The organism is Novispirillum itersonii, assembly GCF_014205675.1.
Classification (GTDB): domain Bacteria; phylum Pseudomonadota; class Alphaproteobacteria; order Rhodospirillales; family Rhodospirillaceae; genus Novispirillum; species Novispirillum itersonii_A.
In genome coordinates this window covers 502,358-520,661 of sequence record NZ_JACIIX010000001.1, presented here as the reverse complement: position 1 = coordinate 520,661, position 18,304 = coordinate 502,358, and the positions used below count along the sequence as shown (strand labels likewise).

Genomic DNA, 18,304 nt, shown 5'->3' with positions numbered 1-18,304 from the left:
CGGTCAGGCGTCCTTATACCGGTATCCGAGACCGTAGAGGGTCTCGATGGCATTGAAGTCCGAATCGGTGTCGCGCAGCTTTTTGCGCAGGCGCTTGATGTGGCTGTCGATGGTGCGGTCATCGACGTAGATGTGTTCGCCATAGGCGATGTCGATCAGCTGGTCACGGCTTTTTACGTGTCCCGGGCGCTGGGCCAGCCCTTGCAGAATCAGGAATTCGGTGACGGTCAGGTCCACGGTCTGGCCCTTCCACTGCACGTGGTGGCGGGCGGGGTCCAGCACCAGATCACCCCGGATCAGCGCAGTTTCCGACAACGCCGCCGGGGTGGTGGTGTCAGCCTGCCGGGCCTCCAGCCGCCGCAGCAGGGTGCGGATCCGTTCCAGCAGCAGGCGCTGGGAGAACGGCTTACGGATATAGTCATCGGCCCCCATCCGCAGGCCGAGCACCTCGTCCACCTCGTCATCCTTCGAGGTCAGGAAGATCACCGGCAGATCGGAGGTCTTGCGCAGGTGCTGCAACAGTTCCATCCCGTCCATGCGGGGCATCTTGATGTCGAGGATCGCCATGTCCGGCGGGTCCTGGGTCAGCCCGCGCAGGGCTTCCGAGCCATCGTGGTAGCACCGCACGGTGTAGCCTTCGCTTTCCAGCAGCAGGGAGACCGAGGCGATGATGTTGCGGTCGTCATCGACCAGCGCAATGGTATGGCTCACCGGAATGCTCCAGATAACAGAAACAGGTCAGGTCATGCACCGCACCGGCCATGGGGCGGAAACGCAACCGGTTTTACCTTAGACTAACCTTCTTTGTGGCAAAAGTGGGGTACCGTCGCGCAGGGTGCAGTCCCCTGTGGGGCGGACTGTCACCCGCTGCGGGAATTGACCGTGGCAAACCGTGCGCCACAGGCGACAAAAGCGGTTTACCGGCTGCTGTCAGCGGGGCAAGATAACGCGGTCATGTTGTGGGGGGCGGCCTTGCCTGAGAGTTTTGATACCTACGTCCGGCGCTTTACGGACTTTTATGTCTCCTTGACCGAGGTGTATCCGGACGAATTCGCTCCCGGGGCCCGGCAGCGGATCGGGTCGACCTTCAAGGTTCCCGGTGCCGGCGGCCTGGATGCGCAGACATTTTACATGCGTCATGTGCTGGAGCTGGTGTTCGCCGACCCGGCGGTGATCGGTGACCTGATCACGCTGGCCCGCTATGCCTTCCGGGGCAAACCGGCACCGAGCGATGCGGTGGTGCGGGTGCAGGCCGCCAATGTGATGGAAACCCTCTACGCCGCCACCGAGGCCGCCAGCACGCTGACCGGGGGCATCGGGTACTGGGATGAGGGGACGGACCTGTTCGCCAATATCCTGACCAACACCGACTGTGCGCTACAGATGGCCGGTCTGTATGACCATGCCCGCCTGCGGGGGGAGCGGGGGACGGCAAAAACCGCCACCACGATGGATCAGTCCTCGATCGATGCCCTGTTCGGATAACCGGGGCAGGCTTCGGCCTTGCCCGCGGCGGGGTCGTCGGGGTATGTACGGCTCCGGCCTGTCCGTGTTCAGCCGGTATTCAGTCGGCGGGCGGTAAGGGCGGAGTGGGCCGCCGCCCGCAGAAACGGAAGGCGGCGAGCGCCATTACAGGAGACTGTCGCGTGTTGACTCTGCGTCGTATGATTGCCGGTATCGCTTTTTCGGCCGCTGCCACCGTCGTTGCCGCCGGTGTGACGGCCGGGGCCGTCAGCCTTGCCGCCGCCCCGGCTCTGGCCGCCCAGAAGGATGTGACCCTGCCCGCCGGATACCCGGAACGGGTGCTGGGCAAGGCCGATGCGCCGGTGACGATCTATGAATATTCGTCGCTGACCTGCCCGCACTGCGCGGCCTTCCATAAGGAAACCCTGCCGAAGATCAAGGAAGCCTACATCGATACCGGCAAGGTCAAGCTGGTGATGCGGGACTTTCCGCTGGATCAGGTGGCGCTGGGCGGCGCCCTGATGGCCCGCTGCGCGCCGGAGCCGATGTATTTCCGCCTGCTGGAAGTGCTGTTCGCCAACCAGCAGACCTGGGCCCGGGCCAACAATCCGCTGGACGGGATGAAGCAGTATGGCCGTCTGTCCGGGATGTCGGACGACACCCTGAACGCCTGCTTCAAGAATGAGGCCCTGTTCAAGCAGATTCAGGATGTTCAGGCTGCGGCGCAGCAGACCTTCCAGATCCAGTCCACTCCGTCGTTTGTGATCGATGGCCAGCTTTACGCCGGCAGCCGTGATTTTGCGGCTTTCTCGAAGATCATCGACGGTCTGCTGCCGAAGTAAGCCGGTACCGGACCGCTCCGCCCCGTGATCCACTTTGCCAAACTGCGTCTTGCCGGGTTCAAGAGTTTCGTCGATTCGACGGAGCTGATGATTGAGCCCGGCATGACCGGCGTTGTCGGGCCGAACGGGTGCGGAAAGTCCAATCTGGTCGAGGCCCTGCGCTGGGCCATGGGCGAAACCTCCGCCAAGCAGATGCGTGGCGGGGAAATGGACGACATGATCTTTGGCGGCACGTCGCACCGCCCCGCCCGCAATATGGCAGAAGTGACCATCTGCCTAGATAACAGTGCCCGGCAGGCGCCGGGCCTGTTCAATATCGCCGATGAACTGGAAATCACCCGCCGCATTGAGCGGGGCGACGGCTCCTCGTACCGCCTGAACGGTAAGGAGGTCCGTGCCCGCGACGTGCAGGTGCTGTTCGCGGATCTCGCCACCGGGGCCCGCTCCACCGCCATGGTGTCGCAGGGCCGGGTGGGGACCCTGATTAACGCCAAGCCGTCTCAGCGCCGCTCCCTGCTGGAAGAGGCTGCCGGGATCGGCGGGCTTTATACCCGCCGCCATGAGGCGGAGAACCGCCTGAAGGCGGCAGAGGCCAATCTGCTGCGGCTGGAAGATGTTCTGGCGGCCCTCGACAGTCAGCTGACCTCGCTGCGGCGGCAGGTGAAACAGGCACAGCGCTACCGTCTGCTGTCGGAAGGGATCCGCCGGGCTGAGGCGGCGTTGCTGTACCGCCGCTGGGTGCGGGCGGTGCAGGCCCTTCAGGATGCCGATTCGGACAGCCGCAGGGTTCTGGTTGATGTCGCGGCGCTGGAAGAGAACGCCAGTGCCGCCCAGCGGCAGGCTGAGGCCATTGCCGAAACCCTGTCCCCCCTGCGGGAGGCCGCCGCCGCCGCCGGGGCGCGTCTGCAACGGCTGCGTCTGGCGCAGGAGCAGCTGGGGGCGGAAGAGCGCCGGGTGCAGGACGCCCGGGTGCAGCTGGATCAGCGGCTGCGCCAGCTGGCGGAAGACCGCCTGCGGGAACAGGCCCGGAGCGATGACGCCGGAGGGACGGTTGAGCGTCTGCGGGCAGAGCTGGACGATCTGGCGATCGCGGCGGACGGGGAAGAGGAAATTGAGGCCGCCGCTGCGGAGCGGGTGGCGATGCTGGCGGCGGGCGTCGAGGGGCTGGATGCCGAGGCCTCCGGCCTGACGGCGCAGGTTGCCGCCCGCGAGGCCGAGCGGGCGGCCCTGCTGCGGCAGATTGATGAAGGGCGGGTCCGGCTGGAGCGCCTGCGTCTGCGCCTACAGGATCTTGATGACGCGGAAGCGGCCCTGCTCGCCGAGGACAGCGATACCGAGGCACTGGCTGAGGCCGAGATGCAGCAGGAGCAGGCTGCCGAGGCGGTGGAACAGGCCCGGGATACACTGGAACGGGCCGAGGCGGATCAGGATGCTGCCCGGCGGACCCTGACGCAGGCGCGGGACCGCCAGCAGCAGGTCAGCGCCCGCCATGCCCGCCTGAAGGCGGAGGTGCAGGGGCTGGCGGCGGCGATCACCGGCCCGGCCGGGAAGGGGGAAACCCTGCCGCCGGTGCTGGATGCGATGCAGGTCGAGGCGGGCTATGAGCAGGCCCTCGGCGCGGCGCTGGGCGAGGACCTGAGTGCACCGGCCGAGGGCCCGGCCCCCCGCCAGTGGCTGGAGGCCGGGCGTCGTCTTGACGGTTTGCCGGATCTGCCGGAGGAGGCCGAGCCGCTGGCCGATTATGTGCAGGGGCCGGAGGCGCTGCGCCGCCGCCTGAGCCAGATCGGCGTGGTGTTTTCCGCCGAACGCGGGCAGGCTCTGCTGCCGACCCTGAAGCCGGGACAGCGTCTGGTGACGCCGGAAGGCGACCTGTGGCGCTGGGATGGGTTTATCCAGCGGGCGGGTGCCCCCTCGGCGGCGGCCCTGCGCCTGCAACACCGGAACCGCCTGCAAGACCTGCGGGGCGAGCTGGAGCTGGAAGCGGCCGATCTGACCGAGGCCGATGCTGCGGTTGCTACGGCACAGGAACAGTCGGTGGAGGCGGAGAACCGCCTTCAGCGTGCCCGGGCTGCGGTGCGGGAAGCGGATGCCGCCCTGACGGCGGCCCGGAAGCATCATGCCGAGCAGGTCCGCCGGGCGGCGGCGCAGGCATCCCGCCGGGAAGCCCTGCGCAGTCAGCGTCAGGCGGCGGAGGCGGATCATCTGGCGGCCCGCAGTGACCATGAAGCGGTCCTGACTGCGGTGGAGCGTCTGGAAGATCAGGCGGGGCTGCGGGCGCGGGCCGAAGAGGTGCGGCTGCGCCTGACGGAACAGCGGCAGTGGCTGGCCGAGGCGCAGGCGACATTGGACCGGGCCCGGCGCGACAGCGCGGACCGCCACCGCCGCAGAGAGGTGATTCTGAAAGATCTGGCGGACTGGGACCGCCGCGCCGTCGAATCGGCTTCATTGCTGGCCGATTTCGACCGCCGCCAGCAGACGCTGGAAGAGGAACGGCAGGATCTGGAAGAGCAGCCGCTGATTCTGGAGGAGCAGCGTTTTACGCTGATGGCTCAGGAAGAGGCGGCGGCGGAGGCGGCACAGGACAGCGCTGACCGGCTGGCCGAGGCCGAATCTGCGGCGCGTGAGGCGGACCGTGCGGCCCGCGAGGCGGCCACTGCCGCCGCCGCCGCCCGGGAAGCCCGGATCCGTGCTGAGGCTCAGCTTGATCAGGGGCGGCAGCAGGTGGAGCAGGCGGCCACGGCCCTGACGGAACGACTCGGTGTGACTCCGGCGGAGGCCCATGCGCTGGCCGAGGCCGTTCCGGCCGACGGGGACGGTGCTCCGTTGCCGGAGGCCCTGTCTGAGCTGGAGACCCTGCTGGCCCGCCTGACCCGGGACCGCGAGGCGATGGGGCCGGTCAACCTGCGGGCTGAGCAGGAGACGGCGGAGCTGGACACGCAGATGGCCTCGCTGGTGGCCGAGCGGGACGATCTGGTCGCCGCCATCGGGCGGCTGCGGCAGGGGATTAACGAGCTGAACCGCGAAGGGCGGCAGCGGTTGCTGGCATCGTTTGAACAGGTGGATGTGCATTTCCGCCGTCTGTTTACCCGTCTGTTCGGGGGCGGGCGGGCGCATCTGGCCCTGACGGAAAGTGATGATCCGCTGGAGGCCGGGCTGGAGATTTATGCCTCGCCGCCGGGCAAGCGCCTTCAGATTCTGTCCCTGCTGTCCGGGGGGGAACAGGCGATGACGGCGCTGGCGCTGCTGTTCGCGGTGTTTCTGGTCAATCCGGCCCCGATCTGCGTGCTCGACGAAGTGGATGCCCCGCTGGACGATGCCAACGTCGACCGTTTCTGTACCATGCTGGATGAACTGACCCGCAGCAATGTCTCGGGGACCCGGTTTCTTGTGGTGACTCACCACCGGATGACCATGGCCCGGATGGACCGGCTGTATGGTGTCACCATGCAGGAACGGGGGGTCTCCAAGCTGGTTTCCGTTGACCTGAGAGAGGCTGAGGCCCTGCGCGAGGTAGGATAAACTGCCCGTGCGGGTAGGTATTTCTTTGCCGGGACGGGCTTTGATGTGGCTTATCCTATTGAAATAAAAAAGAAATCACATCCTTTGACGGTTGCCCGGGCGGGCTTTTCGCGCTTGACAGTGCAGTGAGCAAAACGTATGGTGCGCCCGATTTTTCAGCGAGCCCGCTGAAGTCTGACAGGGGATGGAAACGGCGTTTTTTCCATGGATAACGACCGCAAAAACTCCTCTGACCTCTCGGAGATCGATGCCCGCCTGCGCGCTGCCCGCAGTGCCGCGGGGATGGATCAGCCCGAAACGGTGCGCAACCGGCCGGAAAACATGTCCGGCCTTGGTCTTGCCACCCGCATCGGGGTCGAGATGGTGACCACCACGCTGGTGGGGACGGCGCTGGGCTGGGCTGCCGATGATTGGCTGGGGACCCGTCCGTGGCTGATGATCGTGATGATGATACTCGGCGCGACGGCAGGCGTGATGAACGTCTACCGGGTGGTCAAGGGTCTGGACGACAGTGTCGGTCTCGGGCAGGCCATCGAGCGCAAACGCCGCCGCGAGCAGGATGCCGGTGGTGGCGAGGAATAACGGGCCGGTCCGGTTTTCCGGATCCGTCTGATTTTAAACGGTCCGTCCGTAACGCAGGCTCCGGCCTGACGATGCGGGCGGTCCTTGGTTAAGTGGCGTGCCCTGCGGGTGCGCCCGGAAGGGGCCCCGGGGCATACAGGCCGGGCGGCGGATGCCGTCTCTGGCTGGCCGTGCAGCGGGGCATAACGGAAGAGGAAGAACGGTGGCCAGTCCAGTCGAGCAGTTCGCGGTAAAGCCGATCATACCGGTGGCCCACGAGGGTGGCGCTCTGCCCTTCTACGCCTTCACCAACTCCTCTGCGGCGATGGTCGCGGCGGTGCTTGTCGCCACGGTTTTCTTCTGGCTCGCCACCCGCAAGCGGGCGGTGGTGCCGGGCCGCTGGCAGGCTGTCGGTGAAGTCCTGTTTGATTTTATCGCCAATATGATCCGCGATAACGTCGGCAAGGAAGGCATGAAGTATTTCCCCTTCGTGTTCACCCTGTTCGTGTTCGTTTTCATCGGCAACATGCTCGGTATGCTGCCGTACTCCTTCACCTTTACCAGCCATATCGCGGTGACCGCGGCGATGGCGGTGGTGATTTTCCTGGGTGTGACCATCATCGGCTTTGCCCGTCATGGGTTCCACTACCTGCACATGTTTTTCCCGCATGGGGCGCCGCTGGCGACGGCTCCGATCCTGATCCCGATCGAGCTGATTTCTTACCTGTCCCGTCCGTTCAGCCTGTCCGTCCGTCTGTTTGCGAACATGACCGTCGGCCACATCATGCTGAAGGTTCTGGCCGGGTTCGTGGTGTCCCTCGGCGTTGTCGGCGGTATCGTGCCGTTCGCCGTGGTGTCCGGCATCACCGTTCTGGAGTTCTTCATCGGGGCGCTCCAGGCGTATGTGTTCACCATCCTGACCTGTATTTACCTGAACGACGCCATCAACATGCACTGATCCCCGGAATGTCCGGGACAGTGAGGTGTCGGTTTCAAAGTAATCCTTAGTTCTCAACGGTTCTTTTTCACCAGAGGAAGAGAAAAATGGAAGCTGCTGCTGCGAAGATGATTGGTGCTGGTCTGGCCGCCATCGGGATGATCGGCTCGGGTATCGGCGTGGGCAACATCTGGTCCTCCCTGATCGCCACCGTCGGCCGTAACCCGGCTGCGAAGAGCAGCGTCGAACTGTATGGCTGGATCGGCTTCGCCGTGACCGAAGCTATCGCGCTGTTCGCTCTGGTCGTCGCCCTGATCCTGCTGTTCGCGGCCTAATCGCCGTCGATCCGCTGACTTGACTGGCCGCAGGAATGCCCTTCGGGGTATCTCTGCGGCCAGGTAAGTTCCTGAAAGGGGTGCAGGGGGACGCGTCTCCCTGTAACTGTTCCAGAACACAGCGATTCCAGTCGGCATCCGCCGAACGGGACACGCCGGTCCTGCCTGTCTGTCTTTCCCGGTGAATCAGATGATTCGTCAGGACAGGAGAGAAACAGGACATCCGGTTCTGGCCCCGACGCGACTAGCCGTGGAGCCCGGAGCCCATGCCTCAGTTCGATCCTACCACTTTCGCGTCCCAGCTGTTCTGGCTGGCCGTGACCTTCGTGCTGCTGTTCATCGTGGTGTCGCGCTTCGCGATCCCGCGTCTGGGCGAAGTGCTCGAGCAGCGCCAGAAACTGATCGCGGACGATCTCGACCGCGCTCACCAGCTTAAGGCCGAGACCGAGGAGGCGATCCGCTCCTACGAGAAGGCTCTGGCTGAAGCCCGCGCCAAGGCGCATGACGTTCTGCGTGCCGCGCAGGACGACATTGCCAAGGCTGCTGACGAACGCAACAAGGCGGTGAATGCCGCCCTTGCCGAGCAGATCAAGCAGGGTGAAGCGCGTATCGGTAAGGCCCGTGACGAAGCCCTGGCTTCGGTGCGTGACATTGCCGGTGGTGCTGCTGCCGCCGCTGTTTCCCGTCTGGCCGGTCTGTCCCCGGATGAAGCCACCGTTCAGGCGGCTGTCTCCGGTGTGATGAAGGAGAGCGCGTGATGATCTCCGCCGCTTTTGCCTCCGCTGGCGAGGCTGCCCACCACGGCCCGTTCTATGCTCAGGCTGAGTTCTGGGTTGCTGCGGCCTTCGTGGTCGTGGTCGGTCTGGCGATCCGTCCGGTTCTCCGTGCGATTGTCGCCGGTCTGGACACCCGCGCCTCCCAGATCAAAGCGAAGCTGGATGAAGCCCGCAAGCTGCGTGAAGACGCGCAGGCTCTGCTGGCTGATTACCAGCGTAAGCAGCGCGATGCCCTGCAGGAAGCTGCTGCCATCGTTGCCCATGCTGAGCAGGAAGTTGAGCGTCTGAAGCGGTCTTCCGCTGAAGCGCTTGAAGAAGCGGTGAAGCGTCGCGAACAGCAGGCGCTGGACCGTATTGCTCAGGCGGAACAGGCTGCTCTGGCTGAAGTCCGTAACCTGGCCGTCGATATCGCGGTGAAGACTGCCGGCAAGCTGATTGCCGACAATCTGGCCGCCGATCGGGCCGGGGCTCTGATCGACGATGCCATCAAGGCTGTCGGTCAGAAACTGCACTGATCCTGATCGGGACCGGAGTCCGGTCCTGCTGACAGATCCCTGAAGAAAAGGGCCTGACCATTGCGGTCAGGCCCTTTTCTGTTGATCTCCTGACACAGGAAGCCTGTCATTCGGACAGCGACCGGCTGGCGTAGGCGGCATACAGGGGGGCCGGATCGGCGGCAGGGTGACGGTCTCCGGACAGGAAGGCCGGATTCCCGATCATCAGGCTGGCTGTGGTCAGGTTCACCGCCAGCGGAACCTCATAGAGGATACACAGGCGGAGCAGGGCTTTGATGTCCACGTCATGGGGCTGCGGTGTCATGGCATCGATCAGAAAGATCAGCCCGTCCAGCCGACCTTCAGAAATCATGGCGCCAAGCTGCTGATCTCCCCCCAGAGGACCACTGCGGACAGCCCGGATTGACAGGCCGGGGGCGGCAGCGCTGAGCAGGCGTGCGGTTGTTCCGGTGGCAATCAGCTGGTGGGGGCGCAAGGTTTCCTGATGCTCCTGCGTCCAGGCGGCAAGGGCCTGTTTGCAGCGGTCGTGGGCCACCAGACCCAGGGTCAGCGCACGGGCGGGGTTGGTCATACCAATGTGACCTCCAAAAAACGCGGGCCCCTATACTGTCGCTGATTAAGACCGGACGCCACCCTTAGAACACCGTCTGGCCGGGAGGGTCCCGTTCAACCGGGGAACCCTCCTTCCGGAAAGGCGGTGTGCTTTCAGTTCTAAAGCCGGTGCCAACAGGTCCTCAAGCATTTGAGCATGAGTGTCTTCATCCAAAATGACCAGACGCCTGCCTCCGTCTTTCGATTGACAGATGAGGGCGGTTTCAGGATCCTGAATTGGTCAGAAGACTTTACCATGGGGTCTTCCTGACTGCTCAGGCATGCAAAAACCCGATGTATAAGAATGAAACCGCGTTATCCCGCCAGAGGATCAGCGGTTTGCGTCAGAAGTGCCGCCAAACAGGCACCGCGCAGATGAAAAAACAACCGGCCCGGAGTCTGCCCGAGGCCGGAGGGAGGAGAACGGTGATGCTGGGCACTCTGGGCATCAATACAAAAATGACGGCTGTGCTGCTGTGTATGGCCCTGACGGCCCTGATTGCCGCAGCCTACAGCGGTCATAAACAGCTTGCCCTCGATGATCTCTATGCACGCCTCCTGTCCGGGGATGCGGCGGCACAGGTGCGGCTGGAGCGGGCCAATCAGGCGGTGGGAACGCTGGGCCGCCTGACCTATATGGTGATTGCCGAAGACCGCTATGAAGAACTGAAAAAGCTGGCTGAGGCGCAGAGCCGCAACCGCGAGACATTTGTGCAGTATCTGAAGGATGCGGTGACCATCAACCCGCAGCTTGAGACCGAGGCGGCGGATCTGACCGCCCGTTATGATGCTCTGGCCGCCATCGGTGGCCGTATTGCCGATGCGGTCGGGCTGAATGATCTCTATACGGCGCAGGATGTGGCGAAGCGGGAGTTTGCCCCGGCCTTTGCCGAGCTTGAAAAGGCGATTGCCCATCTGGTTGATGAAAGCGCCCGTGCCGTGGTCACCACATCGGAACGCACGACGGCAGCGGCCAAGGCGACGGTGACAACCATTCTGCTGTTGGTCGCCTGCGGTTCGGGGGTGCTGTTGACTGTGGCGTTGCTGGTGATCCGCCGGTCGGTGACCGGGCCGCTTCTGGGCCTGACGGACACCATGCAGTCCCTTGCCGCCGGGAATCTGCGGGTCTCCGTGGAGGGCACCGCCCGCAAGGATGAGATCGGGGCCATTGCCCGCAGTGTTGAGGTCTTCAAGACCAACGCCGAAACCGTCCGGGCGCTGGAGCAGGAGCAGCAGGAACAGGCGCGCCGGGCCGAGCAGGAAAAGCAGGCTGCCCTGTCGGCGTTGGCGGATAGTTTTGAGCAACAGATCCAGTCGGTGGTGGAGGCGCTGTCAACCTCAGCCCGCACCATGGAAGACCGGGCCCGGACCATGACACAGGCGGCGCATCAGGCCAGCCATCAGGGGGCTCAGGCGACATCCGCCGCATCAGAGGCGTCGGGGAATGTGCAGACCATGGCGTCGGCGGCGGAGGAGCTGACGGCGTCGATTCAGGAAATCGTCCGTCAGGTCGAGCAGGCCAGCAGCATCACCGGTGAGGCGGTGGCCGAGGCGGAGGAGACCGGTGCGGTGGTTGAAACCCTGTCGGCGGCCGTGGCGCGGATTGATGAGGTGATCAGCCTGATCGATTCGATTGCCAGTCAGACCAATCTTCTGGCCCTGAACGCAACCATCGAGGCGGCGCGGGCGCGGGATAACGGCAAGGGCTTTGCCGTGGTGGCCAACGAGGTCAAGACGCTGGCCGGGCAGACTGCCAAGGCAACCGGGGAGATTGCCCGGCAGATTGTCGGAGTCCGCGATGCCAGTGGACGGACCCTGCGGGCGATGCATCGGATCCGGGGAGTGATCACCCGGATTGATGAGGTGGCGGCCAGCATCGCCAGTGCGGTGGAACAGCAGGGGGCGGCGACACAGGAAATCGCCCGCAATGCCGGTGAGGCCGCGATGGGAACCGGGGCCGTCCGGACCGGCATTGCCGATATTGTCGAGGCATCGGGCACCACAGAGGCGCTGGCGGGTGAGGTTCTGTCCGTCTCCGGAGATATCAGCCGCCAGTCGGAAACCCTGCGGCATGAGGTGGACCGGTTTATCCGCCGGGTGCGTGGCGGGTGACCCGGGGCAGGCGGGGGGCCTGCCAGTGGGTAAAGGCCCGTAACAGGCATTCCGCCGGTCCCTGCTGATAAAATCGCAGCCAGAGGCGGGACACCGCAAGCTGGCCCCCATAGACCGCGAAGGCGAACAGCAGGGTGAACAGCGGAGAGACCGAGCCGCTGAGGGCCAGACCGTAGCCGGTGAACACCAGACTACAGATTGCCGACTGGGTCAGGTAATTGCTCAGGGCCATCCGTCCGGCCGCCGCCATCCCCCGGGCCAGCCATCCCCCGGGGAAGCGTCTCAGGAGCAGGAGAAGACCGGCGGCGTAGGTTGCGGTCAGGCTGGGGGCTGTCAGATCGGTCAGGCCGGTGATGATGGTGCCGAGACCGGCCCCGGGAGTTAGCTCTCCGGCGAGGGCCAGCGCCAGCCCTCCGGCAAGGCCGACCGGGCCGCAGGTGATGACGGCGCGCCACAGGATCCGGTCCGGGAGAGTGCCGGACTCCAGCAGCCCCTTCTGTCCGGCGGCCAACCCCAGCAGAAACATCGCCAGAGCGTGCGGGCCCTGATACAGCAGCAGAAACAGCCAGACGCTTTCAGACCATTCCTCCACATTGAAGCGGATCGTGCTGAGAAGGCCTTCCCGGTAGTGGGTCAGAGTGTTGGCGACGGCATCGGCCGTTTCCACCGCGTCGGTGGGCGGCGTCCCGGCCCAGTGATCCAGAACGCCAAGACCGGCAACGGCGGTGGACAGGGCGGTGATCAGCAGAACGGCCAGCAGCAGGCACCGGCGGGGTGACAGCCGTTGCAGTGGGATCAGCAGCAGCCCCATCAGCGCATAAATGGTCAGGATGTCGCCGGGATACAGCAGGCAGGCGTGGGCAATCCCCAGGGCCAGCAGCAGGGTCAGGCGGCGCAGAAAGGCGGGGTGATGCGGCCGGGCTGCCCGTCGGGCGGAAGCCAGTTGCAGGGTAAAGCTGTAGCCGAACAGAAACGAGAACAGCAGATAGAACTTGGATTCAAACAGGGTGGTGCTCAGAAACCGGACTGCGCTGTCGAGGGGGGCGCTGAATGCCGGATCGGGAAGGCCGCTGCCAAAGTACGGGCTGGCGAAGGCGGCGCTGTTGACCACCAGAATGCCCAGCAGGGCGAAGCCCCGCAGGCCATCCACCTCTGCGATGCGGGACGGCGCGGGGGAGGCTGAGGGAAGAAGCGTGGAAGAGGCGGAGGACATCGGACAGATCCGTACAGCGGGGGTCTGTCCTCACCCTACGCCGCCCGCCGGGGGCAGCAAGGGACTGTCTGCGATTGGGGCCACCTTCACCGACAGTCAGGGTCCGTCCGTCAGGAAAGGATCGCCTTTTCTGAGAGGTTCTGCGGTTATCCGGAGATCAGGAGCGGGCCCGGGGGCGCAGCGTGAAGACGTTCTTCTGCTCGGACGCTTCAGGCGGCTCGGGTTCGGGGGTGGGATCCGGATCGGTGGCGGTCAGGTTGGCCAGCCGTCCGCTGCCCTCTGGGGCGCGGAAATACTGGGTGAACAGCGGTTCGCCGAGAATTTCCTGCGCCTGCTCTTCCGCCTGCGGGTAGGCTCCCAGCGACTCCAGCGTCGCGGCATGGGTTTCCACGGCGATTTCGGCGGTCAGCAACCGTTCCCGGCGGGGATCGTTGGACAGCCGTTCCCGCTCTTCCCGCAGCATGAACAGGTACAGGCGGAACATGCGGAAGGTCTTGTCCTTCACGTCCTGCAGGCGGCGTTCACTCTCCTCCGCCCGCAGCCGTTCGGCCAGAAGCTGCTGCTGGAGGCTGGCGTTTTCGGATGACAGGCGCTCCCGCTCCATCTCCACACCGGCGGCCTGATCGAACAGGGCGTGGAATTCCTGCCGCAGGGCCCGCAGCTCAGCCCGCAGCTGGGCGATGGTCCGCTGGGCCTCGCGGTTCTGCGGGTCGTTGCCACGGGCGGCCATATACCGGCGGTAACTGATGACGTGCGGGGCAATGGCTTCGTGCTGAAGCGGCAGGGACTCCGAGATCCCGCAGACATCCCGCAGGCGGGGGCCGAGGTCCGGCTGGCGCAGCAGGCCGCGCAGGGTACGGGGAATCACCAACGGCAGGGCATTTTCCGGCAGGTCACGGCAGACGTGCGCCCAGCGGTTCAGCACTTCCGGGTCGCGGGGATCATCCAGCCGATACCCATGACGGATTGCCTCTATCAGGCGTTCCAGAAAGACTTCCGAGACGTCACGCACGCCGTCTACTCCGTTGGCCTCTGCCCGAGGGTTTGAGCTGATTCCGGGGTCTGAGCTGTTCCGGGGCCCGGTCCGCTTTGTGGGAGCGACTCAGGGCACTGGCAGAAACCATACTATACCGACCCCGCCTTTCCGCATGGTTAAAAGACGGGGCCGTGACGGTATCCCGGTGGGGGCAGACAGGCCTTGCGCCGCCGCAGCGCACGGCCTACCTTCCGGCATCTCTGTTTATTCCCGTTGTATGAGGAACCGTCATGACCGCTTTTCCCACCGATTGCCGGATCGCCCTGGTTGGCGCCGCCAGCCACCTCGGGCAGGAGCTTCTGTCGGTTCTGGCCGAACAGGGGATTCCTGTCGAACAGCTGGTGGCCCTCGGGCCTGCCGGAACGGTTGGCCGCGAGTTTTCCTATGGTGAGGATGACGACGTCAGCCTCCAGAATATGGATACGTTCGATTTCTCCACCGTGTCGCTGGTGATTCTGGCCGATACCGCCGCCGTGGCGGTCAAGGTCGGCCCGCGTGCGGTCAAGGCCGGGGCGCGGGTGATTGATGCCAGCGGGCATTACAGCACGGAGCCGGGCGTGCCGATGGTGGTGGCCGGGGTGAACTCCGATGATCTGGACGCGGTGGAGCGCAAGCGGGTGGTGTCGGCCCCGACCGCCTCGGCGGTGCAGGCGGTGCTGGCGCTGGCCCCGCTGTATGACAGTTTTCAGGCCAGCCGGGCGGTGATCACCGCCTTCCATTCCACCGCCGACGCCGGTCGGGAAGGGATGGATGAGCTGTTCCGGCAGACCCGTGGCATTTATGTGAATGAGCCGCCGGCCAGCAACAAGGAAATCTTCGCCAAGCAGATCGCCTTCAACGTGATTCCGCAGGTCGGCGGCTTTGCCGAGGGCGGGGCGACCGATGATGAGCTGGCGGTGGCGCTGGCGGTGCGGAAGGCGCTGGACCCGGATCTGCGGGTGCATGTCACGGCGGCCCGGGTTGCCGCCTTTGTCGGCCTTGGCCAGTACGTGACCGTCGAATGTGACCGCCCGGTGACGGATAAGGAGGCGCGGGAGGTGCTGCGGCAGGCCGATGGCCTGTCCGTCGTCGATCACCGGGTTGATGAAGGCATGGTGACCATGGCGGAAACCTCCGGCGAGGAACGGGTGTTCCTGTCGCGGCTGCGCTCCGACCTGTCGGTTGACAGTGGCGTGTCGTTCTGGAGCGTCAGCGACGGCACCCGCCTTCAGGCCCTGAACATCTGGCAGATTGCCGTGCTGCTGACCGGGGGCACCGTCAGCTGGGGCGCCCTGCCGGTGGCGGAGGATGACGGCGATGAGGACGGTGACGAATGACCGTTGACTCGCAATCCGCCAAATCAGCGAGGGCTGATGAAAGCGTCGTCGCAAAATGCGAAGCGATTTGCAATGGCGCTGCGGGCCTGAAAAAATGCCTGTCGGTAGACAAGGCGTAAAAATTATAAGTTAGAATGTGTTATCGGGAGTGTTCGGCCAGTTTTCCGGTCTCGTGGGAAACTGGCACACCTCCTGCAAAAGAGAGTGGCAGAGAGGCGCGCAATCCTCTCTGATCAGAAGCTAAACGCCCTTTGGGTGGACATCATCCGGTAATCCATTCCGCGCTCAGGAGACCCGGGGGACATGGTGTCGTGCTTCTGCTGGTGGCCGCCGGACTATCCCTCCCCCGCCCGGTCCGGCGGCCACTGCATCTTCCTGATACAAAAAAGCCCGGTCTGCACAGGACCGGGCTTTTTTGTTTGATCCGGACTGCTCCGTTCCGTGGGGGGAGGAGGGCTGAAACGGAACCGGCCAGCCCACGTCAGCAGGCTGGCCGGAAAACCGGATCAGAAAGACCGGATCAGGATTACACGGTCGCCGGCTTGCGGGCCGGGGCCTTGGCAGCCGCCGGGGCGGCAGCCTTCGGCTCGTCTGCGGCCGGGGCTTCAGCCGGAGCGGCGGCGGCGGCGGGAGTCGCAGCCTTCGGCGCGGCTTCCAGCTGACCCTTCAGTTCTTCCAGAGACTGGCTGAAGCGGGCGCTGAGCAGGTCAAACACTTCGTTGTTCGACTTGATCAGCAGTTCGGCCAGTTCCTTCACGTTGGACAGGTTCTTTTCGAACGCATCCTTCACCAGCGAGGTCTGCTGGGCGATACGGTCATTGACCGACGACAGATCGCTGATCGGGGCGGCGGAGACGGAGCTGACTTCTTCCAGACCCTGCCGCAGGATTTCGGCCTGACGGCGGGCAATGGTCTGGAAGCTTTCGTACGCCAGCTTGTTGGCGGCGGTCATCGCCTCAATGTTCTTCTTATGGGTCGACACCAGGGCGTCAACGTTAACGCCCGGGGCCTTGAAATCAGCCATATATTTGGTCAGGTCAAAGTCCAGCAGGGAATCAAGCTTGGTGGTCATGGCGCGGGTGTCCTCTCGCGGGATGAGAAAGAAGCCATACTCTTTGGCCAGCACGGTCCGGCGGGCTTGGTGCCTGTCTGCGGGGCCGTGACAGCCTGCTGGTCAGGGTCTTCAGCCAGCCCGGATCCAGGGCGGAACTCACCGTTGGACAAGGGGCCGGAAACCGCCCGGAAGCGAAGAAATAAAGACGCGCAAAGACGGTCAGTCACCGACAGCACTGGCGGCGACGATACGGATAATGGCGGGGGGTGTCAAAAGAAAATGTTGCGCCGCACAAAACGCGGAGCGTGTACATTTCTGTCATAATCCGCGGGGATTGAAAAAATCCAACAATCCCCGCAGGGTAATCGCTCAGGTCCGGCGCAGGCGGGCGATGAAGAAGCCGTCCATGCCGCCCCGCTCTTCCAGATGGCAGGGCAGGGTGCGGACGTCGCCGTCCGGAGTCAGGGCATTTTCGAGCCCCGGAAGCTCCTCGGCCCGAATCGGATCGCGCTGCCACGGCAGACCGGCCGCCAGTGCGGCGGCAATCTGGTCTTCCCCTTCCGCCTTCTGGAGGGAGCAGGTGCAGTAGATCAGCATCCCACCGGGTTTGACCATCTCGGCGGCGGCGGCCAGCAGGGCAGCCTGTGTTTCGGCCAGAGCCGCCACGTCATCGGGGCGCTTGTGGCGGGCGACGTCGGGGTGGCGGCGGATGGTGCCGGTGGCCGAGCAGGGGGCATCCAGCAGCACCGCATCCAGCAGGGCCTCCGGCCGCCATTCGGTGGCATCGGCATCGATCAGCGTCGCGGTCAGGCCGGTGCGGGCCAGATTCTCGCTGACCCGGCGCAGGCGGCGGGCGGAGCGGTCAACGGCGGTGACGGTGGCACCGCCTGCGGCCAGTTGCAGGGTTTTACCGCCGGGGGCGGCGCACAGATCAGCGACGGTTTTGCCGGTCAGGTCGCCCATCAGCCGCACCGGCAGGGCGGCGGCGGCATCCTGTACCCACCAGTGGCCATCGGTGAATCCGGGCAGGTCATAGACAGCCCCTCCGGCCAGACGGCGCAGGCTGCCGCCGGGCAGCGGCTCGGCGGCCAGCGGTCCGGTCCAGTCAGCGGCGGTGGCGGGGTCGCGCAGGGTGATGTCCAGCGGGGCTTCCGCCAGATGGGCCTGACCGATCCGGTGGGCGGTCTCTTCGCCGTAGCGGTCGCACCAGTCCAGCCACAGCCACTTCGGGGTGTTGAAACGGGCGGCGTCAATGCGGTCGCGGATCATGGCCCCGTCACGGCTGATCCGGCGCAGCACCGCGTTGGCCAGGCCGGAATAGGGGGCCAGCTTGCCGCGCTTCACCAGTTCCACCGAGGTATCGACAACGGCGTGGCCGGGGGTGTCGAGGAACAGGATCTGGGCCGCGCCAAGGCGCATGATATCGCGCACCGGGGCCAGCTTGGCCGGCATCGGTTTGTCGAGGAAATGGTTGATGACCATGTCGATCTGCCCCAGCCGCCGCAGGGTGGTGGCCACCAGCATGCGGACGAAGCCACGGTCGCGCGGGTCGAGCGGACGGGTCAGCAGGTCTGCCTGTTCCTCCAGCGGGCGTCCTTCACGCAGGACGGCGGTGAACAGAGACAGGGCGATGGTGCGGTTGAGCGGCAGATCAGTCATACCCGCAGTACCAGCACCAACCTGCCGCCGCCGTCAAGCCCTTTTGCGTGCCGATGCCTTAAAGCCAGAAGCCGGAGGAGCCATCCGCCACACCCTTGCTGGAATAGGCCACCCACAGCACGCCGACGGTGGTGGCAAAACGCTGTTCCAGCAGGGCGGCGCGGTTGGCGTCGAGACCGGTCACCTGAAGGTCAACATGCAGTTCCTCATCGGCGGTGGTGGCGTGAACCCGGGTCGGGACCACCCCGATCTTGGCCAGATGCCCGAGCAGGCGCGGCAGGACACCGGGTTCGGAGTCGGTGGTGACGGAATAGCAGGCGGTGAAGCTGTCGGCGGTGACGTGGGACATGGGAAAAAGACTCCGCAACGGATTC

General features: G+C 65.0%; 17 protein-coding genes. 10 read left to right on the top strand and 7 right to left on the bottom strand.

The features are described 5' to 3' along the window. Nucleotides 1–3: 3 nt before the first annotated feature. On the bottom strand, nucleotides 4–711 hold the full coding sequence (locus FHS48_RS02440; protein WP_184260944.1) for a response regulator transcription factor: 708 nt from the start codon (nucleotides 709–711) through the stop codon (nucleotides 4–6). 315 nt (nucleotides 712–1,026) lie between these two features. On the opposite strand from FHS48_RS02440, the gene FHS48_RS02435 reads away from it, so the two are divergent. The 8 genes from FHS48_RS02435 (at nucleotide 1,027) to FHS48_RS02400 (ending at nucleotide 8,949) form a co-directional block, all read left to right on the top strand. Next, nucleotides 1,027–1,485, top strand: coding sequence for a hypothetical protein (locus FHS48_RS02435; protein WP_184260942.1), 459 nt, complete (start codon nucleotides 1,027–1,029; stop codon nucleotides 1,483–1,485). Between the two features lie 161 nt (nucleotides 1,486–1,646). Further along, a complete protein-coding gene (locus FHS48_RS02430; RefSeq protein WP_311769061.1) occupies nucleotides 1,647–2,306 on the top strand; it encodes a DsbA family protein in 660 nt (219 codons plus the stop codon). Between the two features lie 24 nt (nucleotides 2,307–2,330). Beyond that, entirely contained in the window at nucleotides 2,331–5,825 is a 3,495-nt protein-coding gene (locus FHS48_RS02425; protein WP_184260939.1) for an AAA family ATPase, read from the top strand. Nucleotides 5,826–6,029: 204 nt separating this feature from the next. After that, complete coding sequence (locus FHS48_RS02420; RefSeq protein WP_184260936.1) at nucleotides 6,030–6,407, top strand: AtpZ/AtpI family protein; 378 nt, start codon at nucleotides 6,030–6,032, stop codon at nucleotides 6,405–6,407. A gap of 202 nt (nucleotides 6,408–6,609) precedes the next feature. Then, nucleotides 6,610–7,344 carry a F0F1 ATP synthase subunit A gene (locus tag FHS48_RS02415; RefSeq protein WP_184260933.1) on the top strand — a complete coding sequence of 245 codons (735 nt, stop codon included), beginning with the start codon at nucleotides 6,610–6,612 and terminating at the stop codon, nucleotides 7,342–7,344. An 86-nt stretch (nucleotides 7,345–7,430) separates the two neighbouring features. After that, entirely contained in the window at nucleotides 7,431–7,658 is a 228-nt protein-coding gene (locus FHS48_RS02410) for an ATP synthase subunit C family protein (protein ID WP_019646245.1), read from the top strand. A 266-nt stretch (nucleotides 7,659–7,924) separates the two neighbouring features. Next, nucleotides 7,925–8,416 (top strand): F0F1 ATP synthase subunit B family protein, encoded by a 492-nt coding sequence (locus tag FHS48_RS02405; protein ID WP_184260930.1) that lies wholly within the window; start codon nucleotides 7,925–7,927, stop codon nucleotides 8,414–8,416. Next, on the top strand, nucleotides 8,416–8,949 hold the full coding sequence (locus tag FHS48_RS02400; RefSeq protein ID WP_184260927.1) for a F0F1 ATP synthase subunit B family protein: 534 nt from the start codon (nucleotides 8,416–8,418) through the stop codon (nucleotides 8,947–8,949). Before FHS48_RS02405 ends, FHS48_RS02400 begins: the two co-directional genes overlap by 1 nt. 106 nt (nucleotides 8,950–9,055) lie before the next feature. On the opposite strand, the gene FHS48_RS02395 is transcribed toward FHS48_RS02400, so the two are convergent. Further along, nucleotides 9,056–9,520 (bottom strand): methylglyoxal synthase, encoded by a 465-nt coding sequence (locus tag FHS48_RS02395; protein WP_184260924.1) that lies wholly within the window; start codon nucleotides 9,518–9,520, stop codon nucleotides 9,056–9,058. 449 nt (nucleotides 9,521–9,969) lie between these two features. Between FHS48_RS02395 and FHS48_RS02390 the strand changes: the two genes are divergently transcribed. Further along, nucleotides 9,970–11,652 carry a methyl-accepting chemotaxis protein gene (locus FHS48_RS02390; RefSeq protein ID WP_184260921.1) on the top strand — a complete coding sequence of 561 codons (1,683 nt, stop codon included), beginning with the start codon at nucleotides 9,970–9,972 and terminating at the stop codon, nucleotides 11,650–11,652. Here FHS48_RS02390 and FHS48_RS02385 read toward each other — a convergent pair. Both FHS48_RS02385 and FHS48_RS02380 read right to left on the bottom strand, forming a co-directional pair. Then, nucleotides 11,627–12,865 (bottom strand): DUF418 domain-containing protein, encoded by a 1,239-nt coding sequence (locus tag FHS48_RS02385; RefSeq protein WP_184260918.1) that lies wholly within the window; start codon nucleotides 12,863–12,865, stop codon nucleotides 11,627–11,629. The genes FHS48_RS02390 and FHS48_RS02385 overlap by 26 nt on opposite strands. Nucleotides 12,866–13,022: 157 nt before the next feature. Next, nucleotides 13,023–13,877: a hypothetical protein gene (locus FHS48_RS02380; protein ID WP_184260915.1), complete on the bottom strand. Its 855-nt coding sequence runs from the start codon at nucleotides 13,875–13,877 to the stop codon at nucleotides 13,023–13,025. A gap of 254 nt (nucleotides 13,878–14,131) precedes the next feature. On the opposite strand from FHS48_RS02380, the gene FHS48_RS02375 reads away from it, so the two are divergent. Next, nucleotides 14,132–15,217, top strand: coding sequence for an aspartate-semialdehyde dehydrogenase (locus tag FHS48_RS02375; protein WP_184260912.1), 1,086 nt, complete (start codon nucleotides 14,132–14,134; stop codon nucleotides 15,215–15,217). Nucleotides 15,218–15,743: 526 nt separating this feature from the next. Here the strand turns inward: FHS48_RS02375 and FHS48_RS02370 are convergent. The 3 genes from FHS48_RS02370 to FHS48_RS02360 form a co-directional block, all read right to left on the bottom strand. Then, nucleotides 15,744–16,289 (bottom strand): phasin family protein, encoded by a 546-nt coding sequence (locus tag FHS48_RS02370; protein ID WP_184260910.1) that lies wholly within the window; start codon nucleotides 16,287–16,289, stop codon nucleotides 15,744–15,746. A 351-nt stretch (nucleotides 16,290–16,640) separates the two neighbouring features. After that, nucleotides 16,641–17,930, bottom strand: coding sequence for an RsmB/NOP family class I SAM-dependent RNA methyltransferase (locus FHS48_RS02365; RefSeq protein ID WP_184260908.1), 1,290 nt, complete (start codon nucleotides 17,928–17,930; stop codon nucleotides 16,641–16,643). Nucleotides 17,931–17,988: 58 nt separating this feature from the next. Then, the gene (locus tag FHS48_RS02360) at nucleotides 17,989–18,279 is read right to left on the bottom strand and encodes a hypothetical protein (RefSeq protein WP_184260906.1); all 291 of its coding nucleotides are present in this window, start codon (nucleotides 18,277–18,279) and stop codon (nucleotides 17,989–17,991) included. Between the last annotated feature and the right edge of the window lie 25 nt (nucleotides 18,280–18,304).